Source organism: Mesorhizobium sp. P160219 (assembly GCF_057786095.1).
This window is the reverse complement of record NZ_JBYNWG010000001.1, coordinates 227,528-252,439: the sequence shown is the minus strand read 5'-3', so window position 1 is coordinate 252,439 and position 24,912 is coordinate 227,528. Positions and strand designations below refer to the sequence as shown.

Sequence of the window (24,912 nt, the reverse complement as noted above, 5' to 3'; positions counted from 1 at the left end):
CATTGAGGGCGCGACTGTCCGGACCGGCTGCATGAGCAGGGCGGCGGCGCATCCGAAGGCGGACCGGCTGTCCGAGGCCGAGATGGACAGGCGTGCCGAGGTCTGCCGGAAACTGCTTGTCACGGCCGGGCAACTGGCGATGGAAGGCTATGCCCGGCAGGGCGCCGTCCAGCCGGTGGCGATGAAAGGCCCGCAGGATTTTCTCACTGAAACCGACGGTAAGGTCGAGGAGCACATCCGCGCGACGCTGGCAGACGCTTTTCCGCAGGACGGGTTTTTGGGCGAGGAAGGCGGTGGCATCGGCTCTGCCCGCATGTGGGTCGTCGACCCCATCGACGGCACCGCCAATTTCATGCGCGGTATTCCGCATTTCTGCATTTCGATAGCTTTCGTCGAGGACGGCCGCAGCGAGATCGGCGGCATTGCCAATCCGGCCATCGGCGAAACGTATTTTGCCCGTCGCGGGCAAGGCGCGACACGCAATGGCGCGCCGATCCATGTTTCGCCGACGCAAGCGTTCGACCGTGCCTTTGTGGAGTTCGGCTGGTCGCCGAGGATTCCGAACCGTGAGTATCTCGACAAGGTGAGCCTGGTGTGGGCGCTCGGCGCCAATGTACGCCGCTCCGGCTCCGGAGCGCTTGGGCTGGCCTATGTGGCCGACGGCCGCTCGGATGCCTATGCCGAGCTGCACATCAATTCGTGGGACTGCCTGGCCGGATTGCTGCTGGTGGAGGAGGCCGGCGGCCGGGTGAACCGGTTCCTCGACGGCGACGGCATGGCGAAGGGCAATCCCGTGCTTGCGGCAGCACCCGGTGTCGCGGCGACATTGTCCCAGGTGATCGGAGTGCCGCTCGACGACGGGTAGATCGTTTCCAGTGAGAAGACAGGGAGGAATATCGATGAAGACATTTGACAGTAAGCAAGGCTTGCGCGCCGCCTGGCTTGGCCTTGGCGCGGCGCTGGCCATGTTCGGATTGGCGGGTGCCGCCCAGGCGGCCGACCGCAGCCTCACAATGTATTGCGCCGTCGACGAGGCCTGGTGCCGGGCGATGGCGACCACCTACCAGAAGGAGACGGGCGTCAGCGTCGACATGACCCGCATGAGCGCCGGCGAAATCTACGCCCGCCTCCGGGCCGAGAAGGACAATCCGCAAGCCGATATCTGGTGGGGCGGCACCGGCGACCCGCATCTGCAGGCGGCGGAAGAGGGCCTCACCCAGGAATACAAGTCGCCGCAACTGGCAAACTTGCGCGACTGGGCGCTGAAGCAGGCCGACAGGTCGAAGAACCGCACGGTCGGCATTTATCTCGGTGCGCTCGGCTATGGCTACAATGAGGAAGATCTGAAGCAGCGCGGGCTGACCGCGCCGGCGTGCTGGGCCGATCTGGTCAAGCCGGAATTCCAGGGCGAGATCGAGATGGCCGACCCGAATTCATCGGGCACGGCCTGGACCATGTTTGCCACCATCGTCCAGCTGATGGGCGAGGACAAGGCATTCGACTATCTCAAGCAGCTCAACAAGAACATCGCCGAATACACCAAGGCAGGGGCTGCGCCGGCGCTCGCCGTCGGCAAGGGCGAGACGCTGATCGGCATCTCCTTCCAGCACGACGTGATCAATGCCGCGAAACAGAACCCTGCCGTGAAGGTGGTGTCGCCTTGCGAAGGCACCGGCTTCGAGATCGGTTCGATGAGCATCGTGACGGGCGCCAAGCATGCCGAAGAGGCGCAGAAATTCTACGACTGGGCGCTGAGCCCGGACGCGCAGAAGCTCGCGGCGCCGAACGGCAGCTTCCAGATCCCGTCGAACACCGCCACGCCGGTGCCGCCCGAGGCGCCGGACCTCTCGAAGATCAAGCTGATCGACTACGACTTCGCCAAATACGGCTCGTCGGCCGAACGCAAGCGGCTGTTGAAGAAGTTCACCGACGAGGTCCGCAATGGCGGCTGAGCGCGTTCTTTCGCGCTCACTCTAGCATCTGATCGCCGGCTGCCCTTCGCGGCAGCTGGCGCACCGTCCTTTGGCAACAGAAAGACATTGAATGGCCGCGGCCGGTTCCATGGTCAGTTCCGCTCCTGGACGCAGCGCGCTCCCCTGGGTAATGGCCGCGTGGGCGAGCTTCGTGCTCTTGCCTTGGTACAAGGTCGAAGGCGGCTTCCTTTCGTTCGACTGGCTGGCACAGCCGGCGGATGCGACGCCGGCCATCATGCTGGCGCTCGGTGGCCGGCCCTGGCTGTTGCCGATTATCCTGCCGCTTCTGCTGGCGAGCTGGCTGGTGGCGCGCAACAACCCCAAGAGCCTGGCGGTTGCAGGCGCGGCGGGCCTGCTGTGGCTGGCCATCGAAGGCTTTTCCATCATCCATTCGGGCTGGGGATTTGGCTTGCTTACCCAGGTCGCCGGCACGCCGGGACCGATACAGCCGGGGCTCGGCTGGGGTGCGGCGCTCTATGCCGTGGCGATGCTGATGTTCATCGCCGAGGCGCTCGCTGCGCGGGGATGGTGCAAGGGCGACCGTTTCGTCGTCGGCTCGCTCTCAATCGTGATTGCTTCGCTGATCCTGTTCGTCGCCTATCCGCTGCTGTCGATCCTCACCTCGGCCATCAAGGACAATGACGGCAATGTCGTGCCGGCGCTGTTCTTCGATAAGATCTTTAGCGCCAACATATGGAGCCTGCGCTGCCTCTATGGCGAGGGCTCCTGCGGCGTGGCGTGGAACACGGTGGCGATCGCAGTCCTCGTCGGCTTTTTCTGCACGGCGCTCGGCCTAGCGCTGGCGCTGATCGCGCTACGCACCAAGCTGCCGGCCAAATGGTTGCTGCGCGGCCTGTCCATCCTGCCGATCATCACGCCGCCCTTCGTCATCGGCCTGGCGCTGATCCTGCTGTTCGGCCGCGCCGGCATCGTCACCAACCTCATGTCGGTGCATCTCGGCATTCCGCGCAGCCGCTGGATCTATGGCATGGCCGGCATCACCATCGCGCAGGTGCTGGCCTTCACGCCGATCGCCTTCCTGGTTTTGGTCGGCGTGCTGCAAGGGGTCAGCCCGAGCATGGAGGAGGCGTCGCAGACCTTGCGCGCCAGCCGCTGGCGGACGTTTCGCACCGTCACCTGGCCGTTGATCCGGCCGGGCCTGGCCAGCGCCTTCCTGATCTCGTTCATCGAGAGCATGGCCGATTTCGCCAATCCGCTGGTGCTGGGAGGCAATTTCAACGTGCTGTCGACCGATATATTCTTCGCGGTGGTTGGCGCGGCGCACGACCAGGGTCGCGCGGCGGTGCTGGCGATCGTGCTGTTGATGTTCACGCTGGCAGCCTTCGTCATCCAGCGCCGCTGGATCGGCAGCCGCAGCTACGTCACCGTCGCAGGCAAGGGCGATGGCGGCGTACCGGCGACGCTGCCCAAGGCCTTGCGGATCGGCTGCTACGCCGCCGTCGTTCCGTGGCTGGTTCTGACCATCGTGGTCTACGGCATCATCCTGGGCGGCGGTTTCGTGCAATCGATCGGGCGCGACAACACGCCGACGCTCCAATATTTCCTCACCGCCTTTTCGATCGAGAAAGGCGTCAATGGCTGGTTTTTCAGCGGCTCGGCCTGGCCGTCGCTGCTGATGACCATCGGCCTTGCGCTGGTGGCGATGCCGTTCACCGCGGCGCTCGGCATCCTGACGGCCTATCTGCTCGACCGGCAGCGTTTCGCCGGGCGTACCATGTTCGAGTTCCTGGCCATGATGAGTTTCGCCATTCCCGGCACGGTGATCGGCGTCAGCTATATCCTTGCCTTCAACGTGCCGCCGGTGCAGTTGACCGGTACCGGGTTGATCATCGTCATCTCCTTCATCTTCCGTAACATGCCAGTGGCGATCCGTGCCGGGCTCGCCAATCTGGGCCAGATCGACAAGAGCCTGGACGAGGCATCGCTGACGCTTGGGGCGCGGTCTTTTGCTACCTTGCGGCGGGTGATCCTGCCGATCCTGAAGCCGGCGATCGTGACCGCGATGATCTACAGTTTCGTGCGCGCGGTGACGGCGGTCAGCGCCGTCATCTTCCTGGCGAGCGGCCGGTTCAACCTTGCCACGGTCTACATTGTCGGGCGCGCAGATGTCGGCGAATACGGCATCGCGATTGTCTATTCGGCGGTGATGATCGTCGTCATGATGGTCATCCTGATCGGCATCCAGCTGCTGGTCGGCGAACGCCGGCTCGGCCGGCGCCGGCCTGGTCCGGAAGCCGTTGTGGCAGCAATCTGATGGGGAGAAGCGGCGTGGATCAGACGGCGAAGACTGCTGCCCCGGTTGCGACGGACAGGCCAGCGGTGCGGTTCGAGGGCGTCACCAAGAAATATGGCGCGGTGATCGCCGTCGACAACGTCAGCTTCGACATCGCGCCGGCCAGCCTGGTGACGCTGCTCGGGCCCTCGGGTTGCGGCAAGACCACGACGCTCAGGCTGATCGCCGGGCTGGAACAGACCAGCACCGGGCGCATCCTGATCGACGACAAGGACGTCACCTTGCTGTCCGCCGCCGAGCGCGATGTCTCCATGGTGTTCCAGTCCTATGCGCTGTTTCCGCATATGAACGTGATGGAGAATGTTAGCTACGGCCTGCGGGCGATGGGGCTTGGCAAGGCGCAGGCAGCCGAGCGCGCCGCCGAAAAGCTGTCGCTTGTCGGCCTGTCCGGCTACGAGAAGCGCCAGCCGAGCGAATTGTCCGGCGGCCAGCAGCAGCGCGTCGCGGTGGCGCGCGCCATCGTACTGGAGCCGAAGGTGCTGCTGTTCGACGAGCCGCTGTCCAATCTCGACGCCAAGCTGCGCCGGCGGGTGCGCGACGAAATCCGCGGCCTGCAGCAAGATCTGGCGCTGACCATGGTCTATGTCACGCATGACCAGGAAGAGGCGCTCGCCGTCTCCGACCGCATCATCGTCATGAACGCCGCTCGCGTCGCCCAGGACGGCACGCCGCGCGACCTCTACAACGAGCCGACCAACCGTTTCATCGCCGACTTTATGGGCGACGCCAATCTGCTCGACGTCGAGGTGCTTTCCAGCAATGCGACCAGTGCAAGGGTCAAGGTCGGACCCTTGCTGCTCGACATGCCGGGTCGCGGTAACGCTCCGGGACCGGCGATGCTCGCTGTGCGCCCGAATGCCGTGCGAATCTTGCCCGGCCAGCCAGCGGGCACCATGAAGGGCCAGGTGGTCAAGAGCTCGTATCTCGGCGACCACATGGAATACCGGATCGCGATCAGCGATCCGGCGGTCGAACTGTTCGCGACATCGCCTGATGTCACACCCGCTGTGGCGGAAGGGACGATGGTCGGGATCGATTTCGATCCGGCGAAGATCGTGCTGATCAAAGACCATTGAACGCGCCGGGAAAGCACCTTCGAAAAAATCCAGCCTGAATGTCACACCGGCCGGACCTGCCTCGTCATGATGGCGTACCCAACACAAGGACTGCAATCATGACCGCCAAAATCGACCTCTTCGCCGCCGCCCCTGCGCTGATCAAGCAGTGGCAGCGCGCATCGACCGAACTCTCCGTCGCCGCCGGGCTCGAGCACAGCCTCAACGAGCTGGTGAAGCTTCGGGCGTCGCAGATCAATGGCTGCGCCAAGTGCATCAACCTGCATGCCACCGAAGCGCGCGAGAATGGCGAGACCGAGCAGCGCATCTATCTGCTGCCGGCCTGGCGCGAAGCGCCCTGCTACAGCGACCGCGAGCGTGCCGCGCTCGGCTGGACCGATGCGCTGACGCGCCTCTCGGAAGGACAGGACCGCGAAAGCGCCTATGATGATCTTAAGGCGCATTTCACCGAGGAGGAGCAGGTGAAGCTCACCGTTTTGACCAACATCATCAATGGCTGGAACCGCATCGCCGTTGGCTTCGGGCTCTACACCGACGCAGCAACGATACGCGCCAGCGCCAAGGCGGCCTGATGACGGCGACGGCACCCGACGACGCGGCAGCGGGCTTCGGCCCGCTGGGTCCGAAGCTGATGCGGGTCGCCTATCGCATGCTGGGCTCGGTGAGCGACGCCGAGGATGTCGTGCAGGATGCCTTCATCCGCTGGATGGGGACCGACCACTCGCAGGTTCGCGAGCCAGAAGCGTTCCTGCGCCGCACGGTGACGCGGCTTTGCCTTGACCAGCTCAAATCCACGCGGCGCCAGCGCGAGACTTATATCGGCCCTTGGCTGCCCGAGCCGATCGTCGAAGAGGGCGATCTTGAAGATGTCACCTTGCCGCTGATGTTGGCGCTGGAGCGGCTTTCGCCGCTCGAGCGGGCGGCCTTTCTGCTGCACGATGTGTTCGGGCTGGAATTCGAGGAGGTCGCGACCGCCATCGAGCGCGATTCAGCCGCCTGCCGCCAGCTTGCCGCTCGCGCACGGGGCCATGTCCGCGAGGCGCGGCCCCGCTTCAAGGTGGAGAAGCAGCGTGGCCTGGAGATCGCCGAAGCCTTTTTCGCGGCATCGCGCAGCGGCGACATGCAGGCGCTCGGCGCGCTGCTGACGGCAGATGTCAGCGCTCATGCCGATGGCGGCGGCAAGCGTCCGGCGGCTTTGGCGCCGGTGCTGGGCTTCGACGCCGTCATGAAGCAATACGCGCAAGTCGCGGCCTGGCTGCGCGACAATCGCTCGACGCTGGTGCGCATCGGCTTCGTCAATGGACTGCCGGGGTTCGTCACCCAGGAGGCCGATGGCGAACTGCAGACGACCGCGCTTGACATCGAGGACGGGAAGATCGCGGCCGTCTATGTCATGCGCAATCCCGACAAGCTCAGGCATCTGCGTTAGACCCGATTGAATCGGAGCGAAATACCGGTTCGGCCCGCCTCCAAAAGCCGGCCCTTCCTGTGTGCGACCCGCAGGACGATGTCAGGGCCCTTTGCCGCTGCCGCCACCGGCCTCTAGGATGCCTTCTCGCCGTCACGTGGCTGGATCAGCCTGCGCGCGGCATCTGCTCCTGCCGCAAGGAAGCGATCCGACAATTCGGTCCCTGCCACCGCGCGGGCCAGTTGAAGCGCGCCGATGAGGGTCGCAAAGACGCCCATGGCAACGCCTTCCGGATCCCTGGCCTGCGGAAGCGCTGCAGACAACTGGCGCACCAGAACCAGCAAGCGTTCGGTATAGACTTGTCGCGTTTCGAGCGGCTGACGCGCGAGTTCCGGGAGCAGCGCGGCGTTGGCGCAGCCCGTTCCCGGGTTGTCCCGGTGCGCAGCTGACAGATACGCCGCTATGCCCATCTCCGGACCACCGGCGGCCAATACCTCCTGCAGTTGCTGCACCTGGCTCTCCAGTGCCGCTACAAGGCTTTCACGCACGAGCTCCGCCTTGGACTGGAAATGCGGATAGAAGGCTCCGTTCGTCAGTCCGGCGTCGCCCATAATGGCTGCCAGTCCGGACGCGGCGATGCCGTCACCGCGAAAACGCTGGGCTGCGACCTCCACGATGCGATCGCGGGAGGCGTCCTTTCGGCCCTTTTCGTAGCGCATGGCTGCTATTCCTTTCTGCTATTGCATTACGGTCATAATTTGATATTATGATCATAATTCAAGCAGCGAACGAAAGCTAGCCCCAGTGGCTTTGGAGCATAAAAAATCAATGCGAACTCTGGAAAGACCGCAGTCGTGACCGGAGCCTCTTCGGGCATCGGCCGCGCCAGTGCCGAGGCCTTGGCGCGGGCGGGGTATACCGTCTTCGGGACAAGCCGCAGCAAGGCCGGCAACGGCCCGGCTAAGGTGTCCATGCTGACCTGCGACGTGACCGACGGGGAGTCCGTCAGCGCCCTCGTTGCAACCGTGCTGGCCCAGACCGGTCGTATCGATCTGCTGGTGAACAATGCCGGTGTCGGCCTGCTTGGCGGCGCCGAGGAATCTTCGGTCGCACAGGTGCAGGCTCTGTTCGACGTCAATCTGTTCGGCGTCATGCGCATGACCAATGCGGTGTTGCCGTCGATGCGGCGCCGCGGCCAAGGGCGCATCGTCAACATCGGCTCGATTCTGGGATTGGTGCCCGCGCCATACTCAGCGCACTACTCGGCGGTCAAGCACGCGCTGGAGGGCTATTCGGAATCGCTCGATCATGAGGTTCGCGCCTTCAACATTCGCGTCTCGGTCATCGAGCCGGCATTCGTGCGCACCGTCTTCGACCAGAACGGCATCGAGCCGGATTCCCTGTTGAAGGACTACGATCAGGCGCGCGCCGGTCTCAAGGCGCTGCTTGCCGATGTGATGCCCAAGGCCGATCGCCCGGAAGTGGTGGCGGATGTGGTCGTCAAGGCAGCGACCGACGCCCGTCCGCGACGGCGCTATACCGCAGGGAAGGCAGCGCGCCAGGTCAGCCTGCTGCGCCGCTTCGCCCCCGCGGGGATGTTCGACAAGACCTTGCGCAAGCAGTTCCGCCTGCCGGTCTGAACAACGGTGGGACGGAGAATTTCACGCACAGACAGCAGGCCAACGGACACTCTCAGAAAGTCACTGCCATGAAGGCATTCGTTGTCGACAAATATAACAAGAAAGGCATTTTGCGGCTGGCCGAGATGCCGGAGCCGGAGCTGCTGGACAATGACGTCCTGGTCGAGGTCCATGCCGCAGGAGTGAACCTGCTGGATTCCAAAATCAGGACCGGCGAATTCAAACTCGTCCTTCCCTATCGCCGGCCCTTCATCCTCGGTCACGACGTTGCCGGGAGGGTTGTCAGGGTGGGCTCGAAAGTCCGCAAATTCAAACCCGGCGACGCCGTCTATGCGCGGCCGCGCGACGGCCGGATCGGGACATTCGCCGAATTCATCGCAATCGATGAAGCCGACGTGGCGCTGAAGCCGGCGAACCTCAGCATGGAAGAGGCGGCCTCGATCCCGCTGGTCGGTCTGACCGCCTGGCAGGCTCTCATCGAGAGGGCGGGTCTGAAGACAGGCCAGAAGATCTTCATCCAGGCTGGCTCCGGCGGCGTGGGGACATTCGCCATCCAGTTGGCAAAGCACCTCGGCGCGATCGTTGCGACAACAGCGGGCGCGGCAAGCAACGATCTGGTCAGGGATCTCGGCGCCGATGTCGTCGTCGACTACAGGAAGGACGACTTCGAGAAAATCCTGTCGGGCTACGACGTCGTCCTGAACAGCCAGGACGCCAAGACGCTTGAGAAATCCCTGACTGTGCTGAAACCGGGTGGGAAGCTCATCTCGATTTCCGGTCCTCCGGATCCCGAATTTGCCTGGAAACAGGGACTGAACGTGGTGCTAAGGCTGCTGCTGCGGCTGCTGAGCCGTGGTATCAGGACCAAAGCCAAGCGCCGGGGCGTGGGATTTTCGTTCCTGTTCATGTCGGCGCAAGGTGAGCAGCTGAGCAAAATCACGTCCCTCATCGAAGATGGGGCGATTCGCCCGGTCGTCGACAGGGTCTTTCCTTTTGAAGCGACCAATGAGGCGCTGGCTTACGTCGAAACAGGACGCGCCAAGGGCAAGGTCGTCGTCAAGGGCGCCCAGTTGCTTTGGGGCATTTGAGAGACACCAAGCAAGGCAGCGCAAGGCCGACAAATTCCGAAAACGGTTCGGCATCCGATTGCCCAAACCTCAGTTGTTGCGGACTGCCACGAAGCTTGCCGCTGCCTTCAGCAAGGCTGCCTGTTCACCGTAAGGCTCAAGCAATTCATGGGCCTGCTTGACCAGCCCATGGAGCTGGCTGCGCGCCCAGTTCGCGCCATGCAGCGCGACCAGCGTCGCCTTGCCGGCGGCTGCGTCCTTGCCGGTCGCCTTGCCCATCTGGCTGGCATCGGCGGTCAGGTCGAGCAGGTCGTCGGCAAGCTGGAAGGCAAGCCCGACCGCCGAGCCGAATTCGGCCAGCCGGTCGCGGTCCTGCGGTGCAGCGCCGGCAATGATCGCGCCGGCTTCGCAGGCGTAGCGGATCAGCGCGCCGGTTTTCATCGCCTGCAGCCGGACGATGCCGCCCTCGTCCGGCCTGTTGCGCTCGGCTTCGAGATCGAGCGTCTGCCCGCCGACCATGCCCCCCGTGCCGGCGGCGCGCGCCAGCGCCAGCACCAGCGCCGCCCTGCGCTCCGCCGGCAGCGCCGTCGCCTCATCGGCGAGGACATCGAAGGCAAGCGTCAGAAGCGCGTCGCCGGCAAGGATGGCGGTGGCTTCATCGAAGGCCTTGTGCACGGTCGGCTGGCCGCGGCGCAGATCGTCGTCGTCCATAGCAGGCAGATCGTCATGGATCAGCGAATAGCAATGCACGCATTCGAGCGCTGTCGCCACGCGAAGCGACGCCTCGCCATCGGCGCCAAAAAGGGCGGCACTTTCCATGACCAGGAAGGGGCGCAGTCGCTTGCCGCCGTTCAGCACGCCATGGCGCATGGCAGCCATCAAGCGCTCCGGCCGGGCGATCTCGCCGGCAAGCGTGCGGCCTTCGAGCAGCAGCCTGAGTTCGGTCTCGATCGCCGCCGCCCGCCTCAGAAGTGCGGCCTCAAAGGCCAATTGCTCGTCTTTCGTCATGGCCGGGAGCGGTAGCCGACACTCAGACGTTGCGCAAGAAGCCTCGCGCCATTATGCCGGAGGCGGGAGAGTGGCGCGGGTGGGGGCGGCTTGACGGAACCGATCGTCGATCATGAAACCGAAGGGTTTGAGATGGCGCGACCAAGGCGCGTGAACCGCGCCGGTCTGAAGCGCCTGGCACGGCGCGGCCTGGTCGTCGCCGTCGTGCTGGCGGCGATACCCGTTGTGCTGACCTTCCTTTATTTGCCGTCCTTCGTGCATCCGATATCGACCTTGATGGTCAAAGACCTCGCGACCTTTTCCGGCTACGACCGGCGCTGGGTGTCGATCGACGATGTGTCGCCGGTGCTGGCCAATTCGGTGATCATGTCGGAGGACGGTCAGTTCTGCTTCCATCGCGGCATCGATCTCGGCGAATTGCGCGGCGTCGTCGACGATGCGCTGGCCGGCGAGGCGACGCGCGGCGCCTCGACCATCACCATGCAGACGGTGAAGAACCTTTTCCTGTGGTCGCGGCCGCTGGGCTCGGTGCGCAAGGTGGTCGAACTGCCGCTGGCCGTCTATTTCGACGCGGTGATGTCGAAACGGCGGATCATGGAGATCTACCTCAACATCGCCGAATGGGGGCCGGGCGTTTACGGCATCGAGGCGGCGGCCCAGCATCATTTCGGCGTTTCGGCCAAACAGCTGTCGCGGCGGCAGGCGGCATTGCTGGCCGTCTCGCTGCCCAATCCGATCGCCCGCAATCCGGCCAAGCCCGGTCCGGGTCTGCGGCGGCTGGCGTCGCTGATCGAACGCCGCGCCGGCCGTTCGGGCGCGTATGTCGGTTGTCTTGATTAGGTAGAACCGCTGCCAGTTCAAAAAAAATCGCCACGGTGCTGGCCAAAACGGCGCAGGGCGTGTATAGGCACCCGACTTTCTCAGATTATGGCCCTGACGCGGCCCTTTCACGAGGGCTATCGGGGCATTTTGACCATGTAGTGGAGCATATCCATGGCCGTTCCGAAACGAAAAACCTCTCCGTCCAAGCGCGGCATGCGCCGCTCGGCCGACGCTCTCAAGGCCCCGACCTATGTCGAGGACAAGAATTCCGGCGAAATGCGCCGCCCGCACCATATCGACCTGAAGACCGGCATGTATCGCGGTCGCCAGGTGCTGACGCCCAAGGAAAGCTGAGACCAGCTTTCGAAGGGTTTGAATGCCAAAAGAACCGGCCATTGGCCGGTTTTTTTGCGTTTGGTGCGCGTCGCGCCGCCAACTATGCCAAAGACCGGGCGTCCGTGGCGATACAAGCTGCGGCGGCGGTGCTGTATTGAGTGATGCCTTGTCGCGGCGCTTCCGCGCGATGATCGGCCGGCTTCAGAGGGACCGCATGACCAAGCTCACCACAGCACCGCGCGATATCTTCCAGACCTTCATGAACTTCCCGCTGGTCGAGGACCTCGATGCGCTGAAGGCGGATGTCGCCATCATCGGCATGCCTTACGGCAGTCCCTACACGATCGACGAGTTGGTCAACGACCAGACCAACGCGCCGACGGCGGTGCGGCGCGCCTCGCAGCGCATCAGCCTCGGGCTCGACCGCTATGATTTCGACATTGGCGGAACCCTGTTCGACGGGCAGGACGTCAAGGTGGTCGATGTCGGCGATGTCCCCGGCGATGCCGCCGGCGGCCACTACAGGTTGGCCGAAGCGGCGATCCGAAAGATCCGCGTCGCCGGCGCCTTGCCGATCACCATTGGCGGCGATCACGGCGTTCCGATCCCGATCCTGCGGGCGCTTGACGGCGAAGGGCCGATCACCCTGGTTCAGATCGATGCCCATCTCGACTGGCGCGACAATGTCAACGGGGTCAGGGAAGGCTATTCCAGCCCCATCCGCCGCGCTTCGGAGATGGCGCATATAGCCGGGATTTTCCAGCTCGGCATCCGCGGCCAGGGCAGCGCCCGGCTCGAGGAGGTCGAGGCGGCCCGCGCCTACGGCTCCAACATCGTCACCGCCAATGAATGGCAGGATATCGGTACGGCGGCGCTGCTCAAGCGCATCCCGGACCGTGGCCGCTATTACCTGACCATCGATGCCGACGGTCTCGATCCCGCTGTCATGCCGGCGGTCGAAGGGCCGGCGCCTGGCGGCATCAGCTACCGGCAGACGATCGAACTGATCAAGGGGCTGTTCGCCAAGGGACGTGTCGTCGGCATCGACATCGTCGAGATCGCGCCGGCGCGCGACGTCAACGAGATCACCTCGATGACCGCCGGCCTTTTCATCCTCAACGCTATCGGCGCCGCCGTGCGGACAGGCCAGTTCAAGCGCTGAATCCCGGCGTGTCGGTGGTCAGCCGGGGCAACTGTGGCTGACAGGGTTGTTTCGCGCGGTCTTTTTCCGTGTTTGCGGGCGCTAGCGAAAAATCTTGACGGCGTGCCTGCGGGGCATTCTACAGGAGGTGCCCCCATTGTTTAGGCAATTCCTTGGGAAACCGCTTTCCTGGAATTGCTAGAGGAGACGCCTGATGTTCGGTGCCATCCCGCTGCTGATCGTGCCCTTCGTGGCCTACAATCTCGGACTCCTCGGAATATTCGGCAGCGGCGACGATCCGTGGGCGACCGAGATCTTCTCGTTCAGCATGATGTCGGGCGGGGTGTTCTCGATGACGCTCGGCGACCTGATGGTGGTGATCGGGCTGATCTTCCTGTTCCTCGAAATGGTGAAGTCGGTGCGCACCACGAACGCCTCGATCATGGACCATCTGTTGTCGACGCTGGTCTTCGTGGCGTTCCTGGTCGAGTTCCTGCTGGTGAAGGGCGCGGCGCACTCCGTCTTCTTCACGCTGATGGTGATCGCCCTGTTCGATGTGCTGGCCGGGTTTTCGGTGTCGATGCGGTCGGCGAGTAGAGACATAAATTTGAACTAGCCGCCTTCGTTGGATGGTCGCATCGTTCGCGATTGGCGTGGCTGCTCTTTCTGGTCGTCATCCTGGGGCGAAGCAAGGAGCGAAGCGACGCGGCGCAGACCCTGGGATCCATTCCGTGAAGCTAAGGCGTTGCAACGGTTCAGAATTCTGCTCCGCTTACACTTGCGGCAAAGGTCGCGGCATGGATCTTAGGGTCTTCGCGACGGAGTTTCGCTCCTGCTTCGCCCTGGGATGACGAAGCTCCCCCTCAGCCCGGATCGGCGGTGAAGCCCGCCGCTTCGATGCCGGCGATGGCGGCGGCTTCGTCATTGTCCGACGTATCTCCCGAAATTCCGACGGCGCCGATGACGGGGCCTGCCTTGTCGCGGATCAGCACGCCGCCGACGACCGGCAACACGCGTCCACCCGAGACGTCGGAAATGCCGGCGACGAGATGCGGCCGCTCCTTGGCGAAAGTCTCGACACGGCGCGAGCCCATGCCGATGGCCAGCGCCCCATAGGCCTTGCCGGCCGACATTTGCGGGCGCAGGAACGAGGCGCCGTCCTGACGCTGGAAGGCGACGAGATGCGCGCCGGCATCCAGCACGGAAACGCCGAGCGGTTTGAGCTTCATCTCGGCGCCCTTGGCGAAGGCGGCGTCGATGATGTGCTTGGCTTTTTCGAGGGTCAGTGCGGTCATGGCTGTCTCCTGATCAAAACGCGTCAATCATCGCCTGACATGCGGGATGCGAAATCCCGGTGCGGTTGAAATTGCTTCGCGTGGGAAAGCGGAAATGGCGGGCATTGCTGATCGTGGCACATGGCGGATACGATCCGCCGGCATCCAGATCGGGCGTCGATGAAGAAGGCCGCGCTATTTTTTCTTGGCTCGGGGCGCTTTCTTGACCGGAACGGCAGGGGCGTTGGCGAGGTCTTCCGCTTCCTTGGCAAGGCGCAATGCCCGGAGCTTGTTGGTCTTGGCCTGGCGGGCGTCGGCCTCGGCGACATACTCCGCCATCGCCTTTTGCCGCACCGTGGCTGCCTCTTCCTGCTTCTTGAAACGCATATCTGCCCTGGCGCGGGCAGTATCCTTAGAGTTCTCGACCAAGAGCGTTATCCAATCCCGTAAATTATGTTTTTCAGCCCTTGATAGCAGAGCCGGCCTGATAATGGGGAAATAAGTTGGTCAAGCGGCCGGGGCCTCGATGCCGCTCGACGCCTTGCGGGCTACCACCGCCTCATATCCGGCCTGCAATGTAGCGCGGACGGAAGGCTGCGCGGGTGTGGCGACAGGCGTGCCCAGATGGTCGTGGCGCAACTCGTCCATGAACTGCTCCCACATTGGCGGTCCGCCTTTCTCCAGCAGCTCGGCGCGGATCGAAAGCTCCTCGCTCACCGGCAGCCAGACGCGGCCCCAAGCGCCGAGATGCGCCATGATCGGCACCAGCGTGATGGCCATCTCGGTCAGGCTGTAGATCGCCTTCTGCTTGTGCGAGGGGTCGTCGGCCTTGGTCAGCATGCCGAGTTCCATCAGCCGCTTCAGCCGGTCGGCCAGGATATTGGAAGCGATGCCCTCGATCGAGCCGTTGAGCAGTTCGCGAAAGTGGCGTTTGCCGCCAAAAATCATGTCGCGCAGGATGATCAGGCTCCAGCGATCGCCGAACACTTCCAGCGACAGATTGATAGGGCATCCCGAGCGGTGTTCGGTTTTCATCCGACTCTCCTCAAAAACCAGTTGCATTGTCGTATCAGTTTTATTATCGTGCAACCGATTGCAAAACGCAATCAGTTTGGTTGGCCTTTGATTGGCCGATGCGAGGAGAGTCCCATGACACGGGCCGCAGCACCCGAAATCGTCTCCCAGACGTTTGGGAATCCCGGCGATCCAACCGTTCTGCTGATCATGGGCGCCATGGCCTCGATGCTGTGGGGGCCGGAGGCGCTCTGCAAAAAACTCGCCGGCGAGGGCCGTTTCGTGATCCGCTACGACAATCGCGATACCGGCCTGTCGACCAAATATGCGACGGGCGAGCCGCCGTATACGTTCGACGACATGGCGGACGATGCGGTGCGCGTCCTCGACGGTTGCGGCATCGGCAAGGCGCATGTGGTCGGGATGTCAATGGGCGGCACGATCGCGCAACGACCGGCGTTGAGACATCCCTCGCGTGTCATCACACTGACGGTGATCAGCAGTTCGCCGGTGGGGATCGATACATCGCACCTGCCGGGGACGACCGAGGCCGATATGGAGCACTCGGCCGATGGCGCCAAGGTCGATTGGTCGGACCGTCACCAGGTGATCGGCTTCGTCGTCAAGGATGCGCGTGCGATCGCCAGCACCGCGCATCCGTTCGACGAGAAGGCGATGCGCGCGTTCGTCCAACAGGACTACGACCGATCCGGCGGCTTCCTGAGCGCGACCAACCATTTCATGCTGAAGAGCTGCGAGGATCTGAAAGGACGCCTGCGCGAGATCAAGGTTCCGCTGCTCGTCATTCACGGGACATCGGATCCGATCTTTCCGGTCGAGCATGGCGCAGCCCTTGCCGACGCTGTTGCCGGCGGGCGGCTTGTCCGCGTCGAAGGCGGTGGCCACGAACTGCATCCCGACGACTGGGGCACGATCGTTGCCGCCATCGTCACGCATACCAAGCCCTGAAGGCAGTCTCGAACCTTGACACATTCGCCTCACGGGAATAGTTAAGTAAATGCTTCAGTGTTGGCGCTGGCTGGCACCGCTCCAGCATCGGCGAACCACAAACAGACGAGCAAAAAATGTCCCTGACCTTCCATTTCCATCCGCTGGCATCGTTCTGCTGGAAACCGCTGATTGCGTTCTACGAGAACGACACGCCCTTCACGCCGGTTATCGTCGACCTCGGCGACGAGCAGTCGCGGGCAGCATTCCTGAAGGTGTCGCCGACCGGCAAGATGCCGGCGCTGCATGACGATGCACGCAATCGCACGGTGCTGGAATCGACCATCGTCATCGAATATCTGGCCGCGCATTATCCCGGGCCGGTCGAGCTCATCCCGGCCGAGGCCGACCTTGCTCTCCAGGTCCGCCAGGCTGACCGTTTCTACGATTTCTACGTGCAGGCGCCGATGCAGAAGATCGTCGGCGACAGGTTGCGCCCGCAGGACAAGACCGATCCGTTCGGGGTCGATGAGGCGCGCGCGCAACTGCGCAACGCCTATGCGATCATCGAGGAGGAGATGCGCTCGAAACTCTGGGCGGCCGGGCCTACCTTCACCATGGCCGACTGCGCGGCCTCGCCGGCGCTGTTCTACGCCAACAAGGTCGAGCCGTTCGGCGACAGCTATCCGGCCCTGAAACACTACCACGACCGCCTGCTCAAGCGGCCGTCCTTCGCCCGGGTGGTCGAGGAGGCGCAGCCCTACTTCAAGTTCTTTCCCTACAATAACGGCTGATCGCGATGCTGCACGATCCCGCCCAGCTCGACCTGATGTTCCAGGCGCTCGCAGACCCGGCCAGGCGCAGCATGGTCGAACGGCTGTCGCGTGGGCCGGCCTCGGTCAGCCAGTTGGCCGAACCGCTGGCGATGTCGCTGTCGGCCGTCGTCCAGCATCTCAACGTGCTCGAAGCAAGCGGGCTGGTGCGCTCGGAAAAGCTCGGCCGCGTGCGCACCTGCCAGATCGCGCCGCAGGCGCTGCGCAGCGCAGAACACTGGATCAACGAACGGCGGCTGACATGGGAGCGTCGGCTCGACCGGCTCGGCGATTTTCTCGCCGGGACCGAATGACCTGAAGCAGAGGAGAAATGACCATGCCCGGCAAAAGCAGAGCGGAGTTGATCCGCGGCTATTTTTCCGCCTACCAGGCGAATAACAAGGCTGCCGTCGCGGCGGTGCTCGCCGACGATTTCACCTTCACCAGCCCCTATGACGACGCCATCGAGCGTGCGACCTATTTCGAGCGCTGCTGGCCGGACAGCCCGGCCTTCAACTCGATCGTCATCGAGCGGATATGCGAGGACGAGGACGCCGCCTTTGTCCTCTATCGCTGCGAGACGGCGGGCGGAAAGACCTTCCGCAACACCGAACTGCATCTGTTCCATGACGACAGGTTGCGCGCCGTCGAAGTCTATTTCGGCGCGTCCTATCGCGACGGCGTCTTCGTCGCGCAGAAACCATCAAGCTGACCAAGAGGACCTGACCATGGCCGAACGATCCGTCGTCCACTCCACCTTCGTCCTCGAGCGCCTCTATCCAGTTGCGCCGGCGAAAGTCTATTTCGCGCTCAGCGATCCGGCCGCCAAGCGGCGCTGGTTCGCCGACCCCGACAACCCGATGACCCACAGGCACGAAATGGATTTTTGCGTCGGCGGCCAGGAGGTCAATGCCGGCGGGCCGAAGAACGGGCCGATCCACACCTATACCGCCACCTATCAGGACATCGTGCCCAACCAGCGCATCGTCTACAGCTACGACATGCTGTTCGGTGATGTCAGAATCTCGGTTTCGCTGGCGACAATTGAGCTTCGCCCGGAAGGCACGGGCACGCGTCTGGTGCTCACCGAGCAGGGCGCGTTTCTCGATGGGCACGACACACCGTCATCGCGCGAGCATGGTACCCGATTCCTGCTCGATGCGCTGGGCAAGGCGCTGGCAACGGACACTTGAAAGCCAGGGAGGCGAGCTGGAATCTCGGCCTATGCTTCCCAGAACTGATCAAGCCAAATATTGAGCTTGAGGAAGCCGGCACTGCTGACTGTATAGACGCGCCTCGTGCCCTCGGCCCTGGCCTGAACCAGACCGGCGTCCAGCAACACTTTCAAGTGCTGGGACACGGCCGGGCGGGAGACTGGAAGGCCCGAAGCCAGCTCGTTGACGGTTTTCGGGCCACGCCGGAGCTCTTCCAAAAGATAGCGCCGGTTGGGGTCGGCAATCGCCATGAAGGCGTCAGAAAAGATCATGCCTATACTTGTGGGGCAAAGCTTTTCAAATCTCAACCGTCGGCTTCCGCTTTTCTGAGCCGCAGTGCTTCAGGGGTGACCGAGCGATCGGCCGGCTGGGTCTTGAAGGCATCGCGGTCTTCGATCGGCACCGGCGCGCGGCGGCTGATGCGCAGCAACGTGTAGGCGGCGAGGCTGAGATGCGCCAGCGCGGTGGCCAGGAACAGGCCTTCGGGGCGGAGCCAGCCCATCAGGGCGGCAGCCAGCAAGGGCCCGATCATGGTTCCGAAGCCATACAGAAGCAGCAGGCCGCCCGAGACCTTGACGAAATCCTCCGATCGGGCGTGGTCGTTGGCATGCGCCACGGCGATCGAATAGAGCGTGTAGGCAAAGGCGCCGTAGGCAGCGGCGAAGACAATGACGAGGACGGCGGAACGCGGTTCGAACAGGAAGATCAGGATGGCGAACAGTGCGGCGCCGAAAGCCGCGCCCGCCAGCACGAAACGGCGGTCGGTCTTGTCGGAGAGGCGTCCGGCCGGAAGCTGCATGGCCGCGCCGGCAATAACGACAAGGCTCATCATCAGTGCGATCTGGGCGGTGGAGATGCCGATACGGGCGCCGTAGACGGCGCCAAGCGTGCCCCAGGCGCCATTGGCGATGCCGACCAACAGGCAGGCGATCGCCGACACCGGCGAGTTGGCGTAGAGACCTTTGACGTCGAGCTTGACGTCCTGCAAAGGCTTGGGAGACGAAGCCGACGACACCGCGGTCGGGATCAGCGACAGGCAGAACAATATGCCGGTGATCATGAACAGCGATGCCGATCTGACGTCGCCGCCGGCAACGATCATCTGGCCGCCCATGATCGAGGCATAGGTGACCATCATGTAGAGGCCGAAGACGGTGCCGCGGTTCTCGTTGGTGGCCTTCTCGTTCAGCCAGCTTTCGATGACCATGAAGGCTCCGGCCATGGTGAAGCCGGTGAAGGCGCGCAGCAGGATCCAGACATATTCGTCGATGATCAGGCCGGTAAGCAACGCCACGATGGCGCCCGAAGCGGCAAAGGCGCCGAACGCCCGGACGTGGCCGGCGCGGCGCACCAGGCGCGGTGCGAAGAAGCAGCCGGTGACGAAGCCACCGGCCCAGGCTGTGCCCATCAGGCCGAGCGATGCGGTCGAAAACCCTTCGAGCTGGCCGCGCAACGGCAACAACAGGCCGTGCAATCCCGAAGCCGCGAGCAGGAAAGCGGTGCCGCGAAGCAGCGAGAGGATCGGCCTGTAGCTTGCAAACATTGTTTGATCCGTCTGGAGATTCGGTGGCGGGGTCTGAAGACAGGCGCATTCGGGCTTTTCGGCGGCGGATGCTCAACGCCGAAACTAACGCGAAAACTAGCCGCGGCGAAACAGGGCTTCGGCCGCCGATTTGGTGCTGCCCTTGGTCTGGAGCTCGGCTTCGAGCCGGGCAATCTCCTCGCGCAGGATGCTGATCCGTTCGGTCAGGTCACCGACCGAAAGCAGCGACAGATCCTGTCCGATCTCATGCGGGCGGGCTTTCTTCTTGGGTTCGTCGTCGAAGATCGCCATCGTCGCTCCTCCCTATTCAGTATTGGGGCTGATTTGGCCATTTGCCTGATCCGGCAATCAGCATACATAGGGCAGGGGCGTAGATGCAAACAGCCGGCAAGAAGCTGGCAGCCGGCGGACCGAGACGGGAAATTTCATGGCGAGCGGACATAAAATTCCAGCCACGATGACGGCCATTGCAATCTCGCAACCGGGCGGGCCGCGGGTGCTGAAACCGGAAACGCGCGACGTGCCGGTGCCTGGTCCCGGCGAAATCCTGATCCGGGTGCGTGCGGCCGGCGTCAACCGCCCCGACGTGCAGCAGCGCAAGGGCGCCTATCCGGCGCCGCCCGGCGCTTCCGACCTGCCCGGTCTCGAGGCATCGGGCGAAGTGGCCGTCCTTGGCGACGACATATCGCGCTGGCGCATCGGCGACCGGGTCTGCGCGCTGACGCCGGGGGGCGGTTATGCCGAATATGTAAAGGTTCATGCCGGCAGCGTGCTGCCGCTGCCCGCCGGCTTCACCCACACGGAGGCGGCCGCGGTTCCGGAAAACTATTTCACCGTCTGGCACAATGTGTTCGAGCGCGGCGGCCTGAAAAAGGGTGAGACGCTGCTGGTCCATGGCGGCTCATCGGGCATCGGCACCACGGCGATCCAGCTGGCGTCGGCCTTCGGCGCCTATGTCGTCACCACCGCCGGCAGCAAGGAAAAATGCGACGCCTGCCTGAAACTCGGCGCCGACCGGGCGATCAACTACCGCGAGGAGGATTTCGTCGCGGCGGTCAAGGATGCGACCGGCGGCAAGGGGGCCGACGTCATTCTCGACATGGTCGGCGGCGACTATATCGCGCGCAACTACGAGGCCGCCGCGGTCGAGGGCAGGATCGTCCAGATCGCCGTCCAGGCCGGCGCGGTGGCGAGCGCCGATTTCTCGAAAATCATGGTCAAGCGGCTGACCCACACCGGCTCGACGCTGCGGCCTCGCACGGTCGAGTTCAAGGCGGCGCTCGCCGCCGCACTGGAAGCACAGGTGTGGCCGCTGCTCGGCACCCGGAAGGTAGCGCCGGTGATGGACATGATCTTCCCGCTGACCGACGCCTGGCGGGCGCATGAGCGCATGGAAGAGGGCGAGCATATAGGCAAGATCGTTCTCGACGTCGGCTAGATGGGGCGAGATTCAGGTGAGGCCGGCCTGCGAATGGCGGCTCCCTGCGCTTCCGGCCTTCGCCGGCCGAAGCCCTCATGAGGGGTTGCGGCAGTTAAGGCTACGGCCGGCGTAGGCCGGTGCTTCGTACTGAAGTACGCTCCGCTCCGGTTCTCGGGAGCCGCCATTCTCTGCTCGGCCTGACCTGAACCTCGCGCCATGCTCCGCGCTCAGCCTGTCGGCAAGATGAACAGAAGCTTAATGCTGCAATGCAGCATTTGCATTGCGGCTATGCAAAGACGTCTGTTCAATTCGTGGGCAGCACTGCCTATCTAAGCGTCATCGAAACGATTTGATCCAACAACTGGAGGACAACCATGAACCCGATCCGCGCTTTCCGTAACTGGCGTATGTACAACGAAACCGTGCGCGAGCTGAACAAGCTCAATGCCCGTCAGCTCAGCGATCTCGGCATCAGCCGCGGCGACATTGAGAGGATTGCCCGCAAGGCCATCTAATTCGAAGCCTGGTCGACCGATGAGGCCTGACCACGCGGCAGAAGCAAGAGCCGCCGCAGACGGTATCCCGTCGCCGGTTCCGAGCCCGCTGGACCCTGTCCGGCGGGTTTTGTCGTTTTGGACCCCCTGTACGACTCGGCATCAATGATCGCCGGAGCCGAGGTCCTCCTGGCCTCCCCCGCTGTCCGGTGTCCGACGGCTGCGCCCTGCGCCAAAAACATTGCGAAACGGCAGCGGAGCGGTTATACAGGCCGCGAATTTCCCATTTTGGTGGCTCTAAACCACCGCCCGCGCGGGAACGCGGGCGAACGAGAAGGATTTTTGAAATGGCCAATACGCTGCTGATGCCCAAGGCGACCGCCGTCTGGCTGGTCGACAACACCGCGCTTTCCTTCGAGCAGATCGCGCAGTTCTGCGGGTTGCATCCGCTCGAGGTCAAGGCGATCGCCGACGGCGAATCGGCGCAAGGCATCAAGGGCATGGACCCGATCATGACCGGACAGCTGACCCGCGACGAGATCGCGCGCGCCGAGAAGGATCCGAACCAGCGCCTGAAACTGTCCGACCCCAAGGTGCGGGTGCCGGAATCCAAGCGCAAGGGTCCCCGCTACACACCGCTGTCGAAGCGCCAGGACCGGCCCAACGCCATCCTGTGGCTGGTCCGCAACCATCCGGAATTGAAGGACGCGCAGATTTCGCGCCTGGTCGGCACGACCAAGTCGACGATCGAACAGATCCGCGAGCGCAAGCACTGGAATTCGGCCAATCTGCAGCCGATGGACCCGGTGACGCTGGGTCTCGCTTCGCAGATCGACCTCGACATGGAAGTCAACCGCGCCTCGCGCGGCCGCGAGCAGGCGCAGCCTGTCGGCGACACGCTGCTGCCGGCTGCCGTGACCGAGCGCCTGGTGCCGGCGCCGGAGAAGCCGAAGGACGAGGATGCCGAGCTCGACGCAAACGCCGTGTTCGCCAAGCTCTCGGCGCTCAAGTCCAAGAAGGAAGATGCGGACGACGAGTAAGGTTTGCGACAGTTCATCAAAAAAGCCCGCTTCGAGCGGGCTTTTTCATTGATTATCGAAGTCTCAGCTGCGCGCCGCCCGGTCCGGCGTCATGCCATAGTCCTCCGAGCGTTCGACGGCGCGGTAGAAGTCGGCAAGCTGCTTGCCGCGCTCAGGCTTGAAGATGCGGCCGGCGATGACCACCGAGGCGATGCGGTCGATGCGGAAGGCGCGGAAATCGTCGCGCATCTCGCACCAGGCAACCAGCGTCCATACCTTGCCCCAGAACCACAGACCGAGCGGACGGATGTCACGCCCGGTGCCGCGGCCGGCCTCGTCGCGGTAGTCGATGGTCAGCACCTGTCGCTTCTCGACAGCGCGCTCGATCACGTCGATCGCCTCACGCGCGGCGTCGCTCACCACCCACATCGGCGTGTGGATCTCGGTGCGGGCGATGCGGTCCTTCTCGGCGTCGGGCAGGACGGCGCCGATCTTGACCAGCGCCTCGTCGGCCGCACGCGCCATGGCCGCGCCGCCAAAGGCCCGCACCATGCGGGCGCCGGCGACCAGCGCGACGATTTCGTCACGCGTGAACATCAGCGGCGGAAGGTCGAAACCCTCCCTCATCATGTAGCCGACGCCGGCCTCGCCGTCGATCGGCACTCCGGTCGACTGCAAATCGGCGATATCGCGGTAGATGGTCCGCTCGGAAACCTCGAGCCATGTGCCGAGCTTCTGGGCGGTGACCAGCCGGCCGCCACGCAGGTGCTGCACGATCTGAAAGAGCCTGTCGGCACGTCGCATCGTATGGTCCCTCGGCTGCTTTTCTATGAATGTCACGGTCCCGAAACCGGTTCCGGGTGACATCCATCTCCTGTTTTATGCTTGTCGTTCTCCCAAAAACCGCTGCGCACTTTTGGGCGACACGCATTATGGTTTAAGTCCTTCGCGCTTGCGCTGCACGGCGACGAATTCCGCGCCGAAGGACAATTTCTTCGTTGTCGGCGTGTTCACGTCGAGCACACGCCAGTACGGCGTGATATCGTTCAGCGTCATGCCGCGTTCGAGATCCTCATTGGCGGCTTCGGCGACGGTGCGCAGATGATAGCCGATGGTGACCGGACATGTCACTTGCGCCCCATGCTCGATGGCGAGCGCAGTGCGCAAGGCGCGTACATCCATCTCGACGCCGTTGGGGATCGTGCGGATGAAATCATCGACCTGACGGGGCGTCGGCACCAGCATCGGCTGGCCCTCGACGACGTCGCCCATTGTGCGTGGCGTCGGCTTCACGCCGTTGACGCCCGGCGTGTTCAGCCTGTCGTTCCAGCTTTTCACCATTCATGTCTCCTGACACGTTTATGGCATGGTGCTCCTGACAGCATTCTGTCAGGAGCCTTCAGCATTGTCCGTAGCAGGCGCCAAAGTTTTTGCGCCAGCCCGAGGGGTCGCTGCCCGGGGGTCCATGTCAATGATCCGGGCGTTGCGGGGTCCGCATCCAAGCATTGTCAGGTAAAACGCCTCAGATCTCGCGAATGCGGCTGTGACCCTCATACATATCCGGCCAGCCAATGTCCTTGCGGATGTCCGCCGGCAAGGAGTTCAGGAAGCGCTGGGTACGGACTTCATTGCGCATCGTGCGGATCTTGCCGACATAGTGCTGTACGCTGTTCAAAATACCAAAGCTGTTCATGACCATCTCCTCTTCTCTGATGGAGACACTATCGCATACCCCTCCTGACAGCAGTCTGTCAGGAGCATGTCAGCTCGTTGAAGAAAGCTGCGAGGTGCTTGGCGGTCGGTTCGGAAACGAGCCTTTTGTCAGGAATGGCCAAGTCGACCGAGACCATGCAAGAACCGCTTTGACAGCCTGTCGCGATGCTGCTCAAAGGCGGGCATGTCGAAACTCCTCGCGCTCGTCATCATCGGCATGATGGCCATTCAGCTGATCAAGCCGCTCGGCTGGCCGGGCCTGAAGCGGCGCGGCGATTTCTGGAAGCTGGCCCTGATCGCCATGGCGGCCATCGCGCTGGCGGGTGCGCTGGGGCACTGGGCATAGCCTTGAGGGTCAGGTCGGGTCCACCGTTCCCATGGCAATCATCCGGATGGCGTTGAGGCTGGGCACGAAGAAGTAATCGCCACCGCGCGTCGTCATGAATTCCGGCAGGTTCGCCGCAATAAAAGGCGTGGCGTTGGCCGGGCCGGCCGGAATGACATGCTTGCTCGATTCGGCGCGGTTGCCGGTCAGCGTGCAGGTGTCGTTGCCGGTTTCGGAATCCAGGCCGTAGCTCGTCCATTGCTGCTGGATGATATTCTGGCTCAGATCCATTGGAAGCAGGCTGCGATCAACAGTATTTGGAAATACTCGCGTCAGTTCTCTGAAGCCCAC

The 24,912-nt window shown here is 63.5% G+C and carries 33 protein-coding genes; 21 read left to right on the top strand and 12 right to left on the bottom strand.

Annotated elements, in window-relative coordinates; translation table 11 throughout:
- Nucleotides 1-31: 31 nt before the first annotated feature.
- From AC3EMP_RS01275 to AC3EMP_RS01250, 6 genes are all read left to right on the top strand, one after another.
- Nucleotides 32-865 (top strand): inositol monophosphatase family protein, encoded by an 834-nt coding sequence (locus AC3EMP_RS01275; protein WP_031198040.1) that lies wholly within the window; start codon nt 32-34, stop codon nt 863-865.
- Between the two features lie 61 nt (nt 866-926).
- Nucleotides 927-1,952 (top strand): ABC transporter substrate-binding protein, encoded by a 1,026-nt coding sequence (locus tag AC3EMP_RS01270; RefSeq protein ID WP_488494720.1) that lies wholly within the window; start codon nt 927-929, stop codon nt 1,950-1,952.
- A gap of 91 nt (nt 1,953-2,043) precedes the next feature.
- Nucleotides 2,044-4,248, top strand: a complete 2,205-nt coding sequence (locus AC3EMP_RS01265) for an ABC transporter permease (protein WP_245275331.1) — start codon at nt 2,044-2,046, stop codon at nt 4,246-4,248.
- A gap of 14 nt (nt 4,249-4,262) precedes the next feature.
- Nucleotides 4,263-5,363, top strand: a complete 1,101-nt coding sequence (locus AC3EMP_RS01260; protein WP_352712608.1) for an ABC transporter ATP-binding protein — start codon at nt 4,263-4,265, stop codon at nt 5,361-5,363.
- Between the two features lie 98 nt (nt 5,364-5,461).
- Nucleotides 5,462-5,935 (top strand): carboxymuconolactone decarboxylase family protein, encoded by a 474-nt coding sequence (locus AC3EMP_RS01255; protein ID WP_352597604.1) that lies wholly within the window; start codon nt 5,462-5,464, stop codon nt 5,933-5,935.
- A complete protein-coding gene (locus tag AC3EMP_RS01250) occupies nt 5,935-6,792 on the top strand; it encodes a sigma-70 family RNA polymerase sigma factor (protein WP_023736997.1) in 858 nt (285 codons plus the stop codon). The genes AC3EMP_RS01255 and AC3EMP_RS01250 overlap by 1 nt, the downstream gene beginning before the upstream one ends.
- Before the next feature lie 113 nt (nt 6,793-6,905).
- On the opposite strand, the gene AC3EMP_RS01245 is transcribed toward AC3EMP_RS01250, so the two are convergent.
- Nucleotides 6,906-7,490, bottom strand: a complete 585-nt coding sequence (locus tag AC3EMP_RS01245) for a TetR/AcrR family transcriptional regulator (RefSeq protein WP_023818413.1) — start codon at nt 7,488-7,490, stop codon at nt 6,906-6,908.
- 105 nt (nt 7,491-7,595) lie between these two features.
- Here AC3EMP_RS01245 and AC3EMP_RS01240 point away from each other — a divergent pair, with 105 nt between their 5' ends.
- Together AC3EMP_RS01240 and AC3EMP_RS01235 are read left to right on the top strand one after the other, a co-directional pair.
- Nucleotides 7,596-8,411: an oxidoreductase gene (locus tag AC3EMP_RS01240; RefSeq protein ID WP_352712618.1), complete on the top strand. Its 816-nt coding sequence runs from the start codon at nt 7,596-7,598 to the stop codon at nt 8,409-8,411.
- 68 nt (nt 8,412-8,479) lie between these two features.
- Nucleotides 8,480-9,499, top strand: a complete 1,020-nt coding sequence (locus tag AC3EMP_RS01235) for an NADP-dependent oxidoreductase (RefSeq protein ID WP_352712606.1) — start codon at nt 8,480-8,482, stop codon at nt 9,497-9,499.
- Nucleotides 9,500-9,568: 69 nt separating this feature from the next.
- Here AC3EMP_RS01235 and AC3EMP_RS01230 read toward each other — a convergent pair whose 3' ends face one another.
- Nucleotides 9,569-10,486, bottom strand: a complete 918-nt coding sequence (locus tag AC3EMP_RS01230; RefSeq protein ID WP_352712605.1) for a polyprenyl synthetase family protein — start codon at nt 10,484-10,486, stop codon at nt 9,569-9,571.
- A 132-nt stretch (nt 10,487-10,618) separates the two neighbouring features.
- On the opposite strand from AC3EMP_RS01230, the gene AC3EMP_RS01225 reads away from it, so the two are divergent.
- The 4 genes from AC3EMP_RS01225 (at nt 10,619) to AC3EMP_RS01210 (ending at nt 13,401) form a co-directional block, all read left to right on the top strand.
- Nucleotides 10,619-11,326, top strand: a complete 708-nt coding sequence (locus AC3EMP_RS01225; RefSeq protein ID WP_050593969.1) for a biosynthetic peptidoglycan transglycosylase — start codon at nt 10,619-10,621, stop codon at nt 11,324-11,326.
- A 153-nt stretch (nt 11,327-11,479) separates the two neighbouring features.
- Nucleotides 11,480-11,662 (top strand): 50S ribosomal protein L32, encoded by a 183-nt coding sequence (gene rpmF / locus AC3EMP_RS01220; RefSeq protein ID WP_008834724.1) that lies wholly within the window; start codon nt 11,480-11,482, stop codon nt 11,660-11,662.
- Between the two features lie 196 nt (nt 11,663-11,858).
- On the top strand, nt 11,859-12,806 hold the full coding sequence (locus tag AC3EMP_RS01215) for an agmatinase (protein ID WP_352712603.1): 948 nt from the start codon (nt 11,859-11,861) through the stop codon (nt 12,804-12,806).
- A 193-nt stretch (nt 12,807-12,999) separates the two neighbouring features.
- Nucleotides 13,000-13,401 carry a hypothetical protein gene (locus AC3EMP_RS01210; RefSeq protein ID WP_023670154.1) on the top strand — a complete coding sequence of 134 codons (402 nt, stop codon included), beginning with the start codon at nt 13,000-13,002 and terminating at the stop codon, nt 13,399-13,401.
- Nucleotides 13,402-13,648: 247 nt separating this feature from the next.
- Here the strand turns inward: AC3EMP_RS01210 and AC3EMP_RS01205 are convergent, their stop codons facing one another.
- From AC3EMP_RS01205 to AC3EMP_RS01195, 3 genes are all read right to left on the bottom strand, one after another.
- Nucleotides 13,649-14,080, bottom strand: coding sequence for a GlcG/HbpS family heme-binding protein (locus AC3EMP_RS01205; protein WP_352712601.1), 432 nt, complete (start codon nt 14,078-14,080; stop codon nt 13,649-13,651).
- A gap of 174 nt (nt 14,081-14,254) precedes the next feature.
- A complete protein-coding gene (locus AC3EMP_RS01200; RefSeq protein ID WP_023684002.1) occupies nt 14,255-14,488 on the bottom strand; it encodes a hypothetical protein in 234 nt (77 codons plus the stop codon).
- A 78-nt stretch (nt 14,489-14,566) separates the two neighbouring features.
- A complete protein-coding gene (locus tag AC3EMP_RS01195) occupies nt 14,567-15,094 on the bottom strand; it encodes a winged helix-turn-helix transcriptional regulator (protein WP_023670151.1) in 528 nt (175 codons plus the stop codon).
- A 114-nt stretch (nt 15,095-15,208) separates the two neighbouring features.
- On the opposite strand from AC3EMP_RS01195, the gene AC3EMP_RS01190 reads away from it, so the two are divergent.
- From AC3EMP_RS01190 to AC3EMP_RS01170, 5 genes are all read left to right on the top strand, one after another.
- Nucleotides 15,209-16,042, top strand: coding sequence for an alpha/beta fold hydrolase (locus tag AC3EMP_RS01190; RefSeq protein ID WP_352712599.1), 834 nt, complete (start codon nt 15,209-15,211; stop codon nt 16,040-16,042).
- 116 nt (nt 16,043-16,158) lie between these two features.
- Nucleotides 16,159-16,815: a glutathione S-transferase family protein gene (locus AC3EMP_RS01185; RefSeq protein ID WP_352712597.1), complete on the top strand. Its 657-nt coding sequence runs from the start codon at nt 16,159-16,161 to the stop codon at nt 16,813-16,815.
- A 5-nt stretch (nt 16,816-16,820) separates the two neighbouring features.
- Nucleotides 16,821-17,147: an ArsR/SmtB family transcription factor gene (locus AC3EMP_RS01180; protein ID WP_023699361.1), complete on the top strand. Its 327-nt coding sequence runs from the start codon at nt 16,821-16,823 to the stop codon at nt 17,145-17,147.
- 23 nt (nt 17,148-17,170) lie between these two features.
- Nucleotides 17,171-17,545 carry a nuclear transport factor 2 family protein gene (locus AC3EMP_RS01175; protein ID WP_032996687.1) on the top strand — a complete coding sequence of 125 codons (375 nt, stop codon included), beginning with the start codon at nt 17,171-17,173 and terminating at the stop codon, nt 17,543-17,545.
- 16 nt (nt 17,546-17,561) lie between these two features.
- Nucleotides 17,562-18,026 carry an SRPBCC family protein gene (locus AC3EMP_RS01170; RefSeq protein WP_023690078.1) on the top strand — a complete coding sequence of 155 codons (465 nt, stop codon included), beginning with the start codon at nt 17,562-17,564 and terminating at the stop codon, nt 18,024-18,026.
- A 29-nt stretch (nt 18,027-18,055) separates the two neighbouring features.
- Here AC3EMP_RS01170 and AC3EMP_RS01165 read toward each other — a convergent pair whose 3' ends face one another.
- The 3 genes from AC3EMP_RS01165 to AC3EMP_RS01155 all read right to left on the bottom strand — a co-directional run bounded on the left by AC3EMP_RS01165 (nt 18,056) and on the right by AC3EMP_RS01155 (nt 19,881).
- The gene (locus AC3EMP_RS01165) at nt 18,056-18,319 is read right to left on the bottom strand and encodes an ArsR/SmtB family transcription factor (protein ID WP_023690079.1); all 264 of its coding nucleotides are present in this window, start codon (nt 18,317-18,319) and stop codon (nt 18,056-18,058) included.
- A gap of 32 nt (nt 18,320-18,351) precedes the next feature.
- Complete coding sequence (locus AC3EMP_RS01160) at nt 18,352-19,590, bottom strand: MFS transporter (RefSeq protein ID WP_023683997.1); 1,239 nt, start codon at nt 19,588-19,590, stop codon at nt 18,352-18,354.
- Between the two features lie 96 nt (nt 19,591-19,686).
- The gene (locus AC3EMP_RS01155) at nt 19,687-19,881 is read right to left on the bottom strand and encodes a DUF1192 domain-containing protein (protein ID WP_023670145.1); all 195 of its coding nucleotides are present in this window, start codon (nt 19,879-19,881) and stop codon (nt 19,687-19,689) included.
- A 136-nt stretch (nt 19,882-20,017) separates the two neighbouring features.
- Here AC3EMP_RS01155 and AC3EMP_RS01150 point away from each other — a divergent pair, with 136 nt between their 5' ends.
- From AC3EMP_RS01150 to AC3EMP_RS01140, 3 genes are all read left to right on the top strand, one after another.
- The gene (locus AC3EMP_RS01150; protein WP_032903975.1) at nt 20,018-21,028 is read left to right on the top strand and encodes an NAD(P)H-quinone oxidoreductase; all 1,011 of its coding nucleotides are present in this window, start codon (nt 20,018-20,020) and stop codon (nt 21,026-21,028) included.
- Nucleotides 21,029-21,384: 356 nt separating this feature from the next.
- Entirely contained in the window at nt 21,385-21,525 is a 141-nt protein-coding gene (locus AC3EMP_RS01145; protein ID WP_023670143.1) for a DUF1127 domain-containing protein, read from the top strand.
- Between the two features lie 326 nt (nt 21,526-21,851).
- Nucleotides 21,852-22,544, top strand: a complete 693-nt coding sequence (locus tag AC3EMP_RS01140; RefSeq protein ID WP_023670142.1) for a DUF1013 domain-containing protein — start codon at nt 21,852-21,854, stop codon at nt 22,542-22,544.
- Nucleotides 22,545-22,607: 63 nt separating this feature from the next.
- Here the strand turns inward: AC3EMP_RS01140 and AC3EMP_RS01135 are convergent, their stop codons facing one another.
- The 3 genes from AC3EMP_RS01135 to AC3EMP_RS01125 all read right to left on the bottom strand — a co-directional run bounded on the left by AC3EMP_RS01135 (nt 22,608) and on the right by AC3EMP_RS01125 (nt 24,216).
- The gene (locus tag AC3EMP_RS01135) at nt 22,608-23,327 is read right to left on the bottom strand and encodes a helix-turn-helix transcriptional regulator (protein WP_023683994.1); all 720 of its coding nucleotides are present in this window, start codon (nt 23,325-23,327) and stop codon (nt 22,608-22,610) included.
- A 126-nt stretch (nt 23,328-23,453) separates the two neighbouring features.
- A complete protein-coding gene (locus AC3EMP_RS01130; RefSeq protein WP_031196067.1) occupies nt 23,454-23,864 on the bottom strand; it encodes a hypothetical protein in 411 nt (136 codons plus the stop codon).
- A gap of 181 nt (nt 23,865-24,045) precedes the next feature.
- A complete protein-coding gene (locus AC3EMP_RS01125) occupies nt 24,046-24,216 on the bottom strand; it encodes a hypothetical protein (protein ID WP_023670139.1) in 171 nt (56 codons plus the stop codon).
- 204 nt (nt 24,217-24,420) lie between these two features.
- Between AC3EMP_RS01125 and AC3EMP_RS01120 the strand changes: the two genes are divergently transcribed.
- Complete coding sequence (locus AC3EMP_RS01120; RefSeq protein WP_023683991.1) at nt 24,421-24,582, top strand: hypothetical protein; 162 nt, start codon at nt 24,421-24,423, stop codon at nt 24,580-24,582.
- A 9-nt stretch (nt 24,583-24,591) separates the two neighbouring features.
- On the opposite strand, the gene AC3EMP_RS01115 is transcribed toward AC3EMP_RS01120, so the two are convergent.
- A complete protein-coding gene (locus AC3EMP_RS01115) occupies nt 24,592-24,912 on the bottom strand; it encodes a hypothetical protein (protein ID WP_352712594.1) in 321 nt (106 codons plus the stop codon).

What these genes read in the sequence shown, in the direction of transcription:
- AC3EMP_RS01125 (WP_023670139.1), bottom strand. Translation starts at nt 24,216, where the DNA reads ATGAACAGCTTTGGTATTTTGAACAGCGTACAGCACTATGTCGGCAAG.
- AC3EMP_RS01245 (WP_023818413.1), bottom strand. Translation starts at nt 7,490, where the DNA reads ATGCGCTACGAAAAGGGCCGAAAGGACGCCTCCCGCGATCGCATCGTG.
- rpmF (WP_008834724.1), top strand. Translation starts at nt 11,480, where the DNA reads ATGGCCGTTCCGAAACGAAAAACCTCTCCGTCCAAGCGCGGCATGCGC.
- AC3EMP_RS01175 (WP_032996687.1), top strand. Translation starts at nt 17,171, where the DNA reads ATGCCCGGCAAAAGCAGAGCGGAGTTGATCCGCGGCTATTTTTCCGCC.
- AC3EMP_RS01165 (WP_023690079.1), bottom strand. Translation starts at nt 18,319, where the DNA reads ATGATCTTTTCTGACGCCTTCATGGCGATTGCCGACCCCAACCGGCGC.
- AC3EMP_RS01120 (WP_023683991.1), top strand. Translation starts at nt 24,421, where the DNA reads ATGTCGAAACTCCTCGCGCTCGTCATCATCGGCATGATGGCCATTCAG.
- AC3EMP_RS01275 (WP_031198040.1), top strand. Translation starts at nt 32, where the DNA reads ATGAGCAGGGCGGCGGCGCATCCGAAGGCGGACCGGCTGTCCGAGGCC.
- AC3EMP_RS01135 (WP_023683994.1), bottom strand. Translation starts at nt 23,327, where the DNA reads ATGCGACGTGCCGACAGGCTCTTTCAGATCGTGCAGCACCTGCGTGGC.
- AC3EMP_RS01205 (WP_352712601.1), bottom strand. Translation starts at nt 14,080, where the DNA reads ATGACCGCACTGACCCTCGAAAAAGCCAAGCACATCATCGACGCCGCC.
- AC3EMP_RS01185 (WP_352712597.1), top strand. Translation starts at nt 16,159, where the DNA reads ATGTCCCTGACCTTCCATTTCCATCCGCTGGCATCGTTCTGCTGGAAA.
- AC3EMP_RS01235 (WP_352712606.1), top strand. Translation starts at nt 8,480, where the DNA reads ATGAAGGCATTCGTTGTCGACAAATATAACAAGAAAGGCATTTTGCGG.
- AC3EMP_RS01130 (WP_031196067.1), bottom strand. Translation starts at nt 23,864, where the DNA reads ATGGTGAAAAGCTGGAACGACAGGCTGAACACGCCGGGCGTCAACGGC.
- AC3EMP_RS01250 (WP_023736997.1), top strand. Translation starts at nt 5,935, where the DNA reads ATGACGGCGACGGCACCCGACGACGCGGCAGCGGGCTTCGGCCCGCTG.
- AC3EMP_RS01180 (WP_023699361.1), top strand. Translation starts at nt 16,821, where the DNA reads ATGCTGCACGATCCCGCCCAGCTCGACCTGATGTTCCAGGCGCTCGCA.
- AC3EMP_RS01155 (WP_023670145.1), bottom strand. Translation starts at nt 19,881, where the DNA reads ATGGCGATCTTCGACGACGAACCCAAGAAGAAAGCCCGCCCGCATGAG.
- AC3EMP_RS01190 (WP_352712599.1), top strand. Translation starts at nt 15,209, where the DNA reads ATGACACGGGCCGCAGCACCCGAAATCGTCTCCCAGACGTTTGGGAAT.
- AC3EMP_RS01140 (WP_023670142.1), top strand. Translation starts at nt 21,852, where the DNA reads ATGGCCAATACGCTGCTGATGCCCAAGGCGACCGCCGTCTGGCTGGTC.
- AC3EMP_RS01230 (WP_352712605.1), bottom strand. Translation starts at nt 10,486, where the DNA reads ATGACGAAAGACGAGCAATTGGCCTTTGAGGCCGCACTTCTGAGGCGG.
- AC3EMP_RS01210 (WP_023670154.1), top strand. Translation starts at nt 13,000, where the DNA reads ATGTTCGGTGCCATCCCGCTGCTGATCGTGCCCTTCGTGGCCTACAAT.
- AC3EMP_RS01215 (WP_352712603.1), top strand. Translation starts at nt 11,859, where the DNA reads ATGACCAAGCTCACCACAGCACCGCGCGATATCTTCCAGACCTTCATG.
- AC3EMP_RS01255 (WP_352597604.1), top strand. Translation starts at nt 5,462, where the DNA reads ATGACCGCCAAAATCGACCTCTTCGCCGCCGCCCCTGCGCTGATCAAG.
- AC3EMP_RS01195 (WP_023670151.1), bottom strand. Translation starts at nt 15,094, where the DNA reads ATGAAAACCGAACACCGCTCGGGATGCCCTATCAATCTGTCGCTGGAA.
- AC3EMP_RS01145 (WP_023670143.1), top strand. Translation starts at nt 21,385, where the DNA reads ATGAACCCGATCCGCGCTTTCCGTAACTGGCGTATGTACAACGAAACC.
- AC3EMP_RS01265 (WP_245275331.1), top strand. Translation starts at nt 2,044, where the DNA reads ATGGCCGCGGCCGGTTCCATGGTCAGTTCCGCTCCTGGACGCAGCGCG.
- AC3EMP_RS01170 (WP_023690078.1), top strand. Translation starts at nt 17,562, where the DNA reads ATGGCCGAACGATCCGTCGTCCACTCCACCTTCGTCCTCGAGCGCCTC.
- AC3EMP_RS01225 (WP_050593969.1), top strand. Translation starts at nt 10,619, where the DNA reads ATGGCGCGACCAAGGCGCGTGAACCGCGCCGGTCTGAAGCGCCTGGCA.
- AC3EMP_RS01160 (WP_023683997.1), bottom strand. Translation starts at nt 19,590, where the DNA reads ATGTTTGCAAGCTACAGGCCGATCCTCTCGCTGCTTCGCGGCACCGCT.
- AC3EMP_RS01150 (WP_032903975.1), top strand. Translation starts at nt 20,018, where the DNA reads ATGGCGAGCGGACATAAAATTCCAGCCACGATGACGGCCATTGCAATC.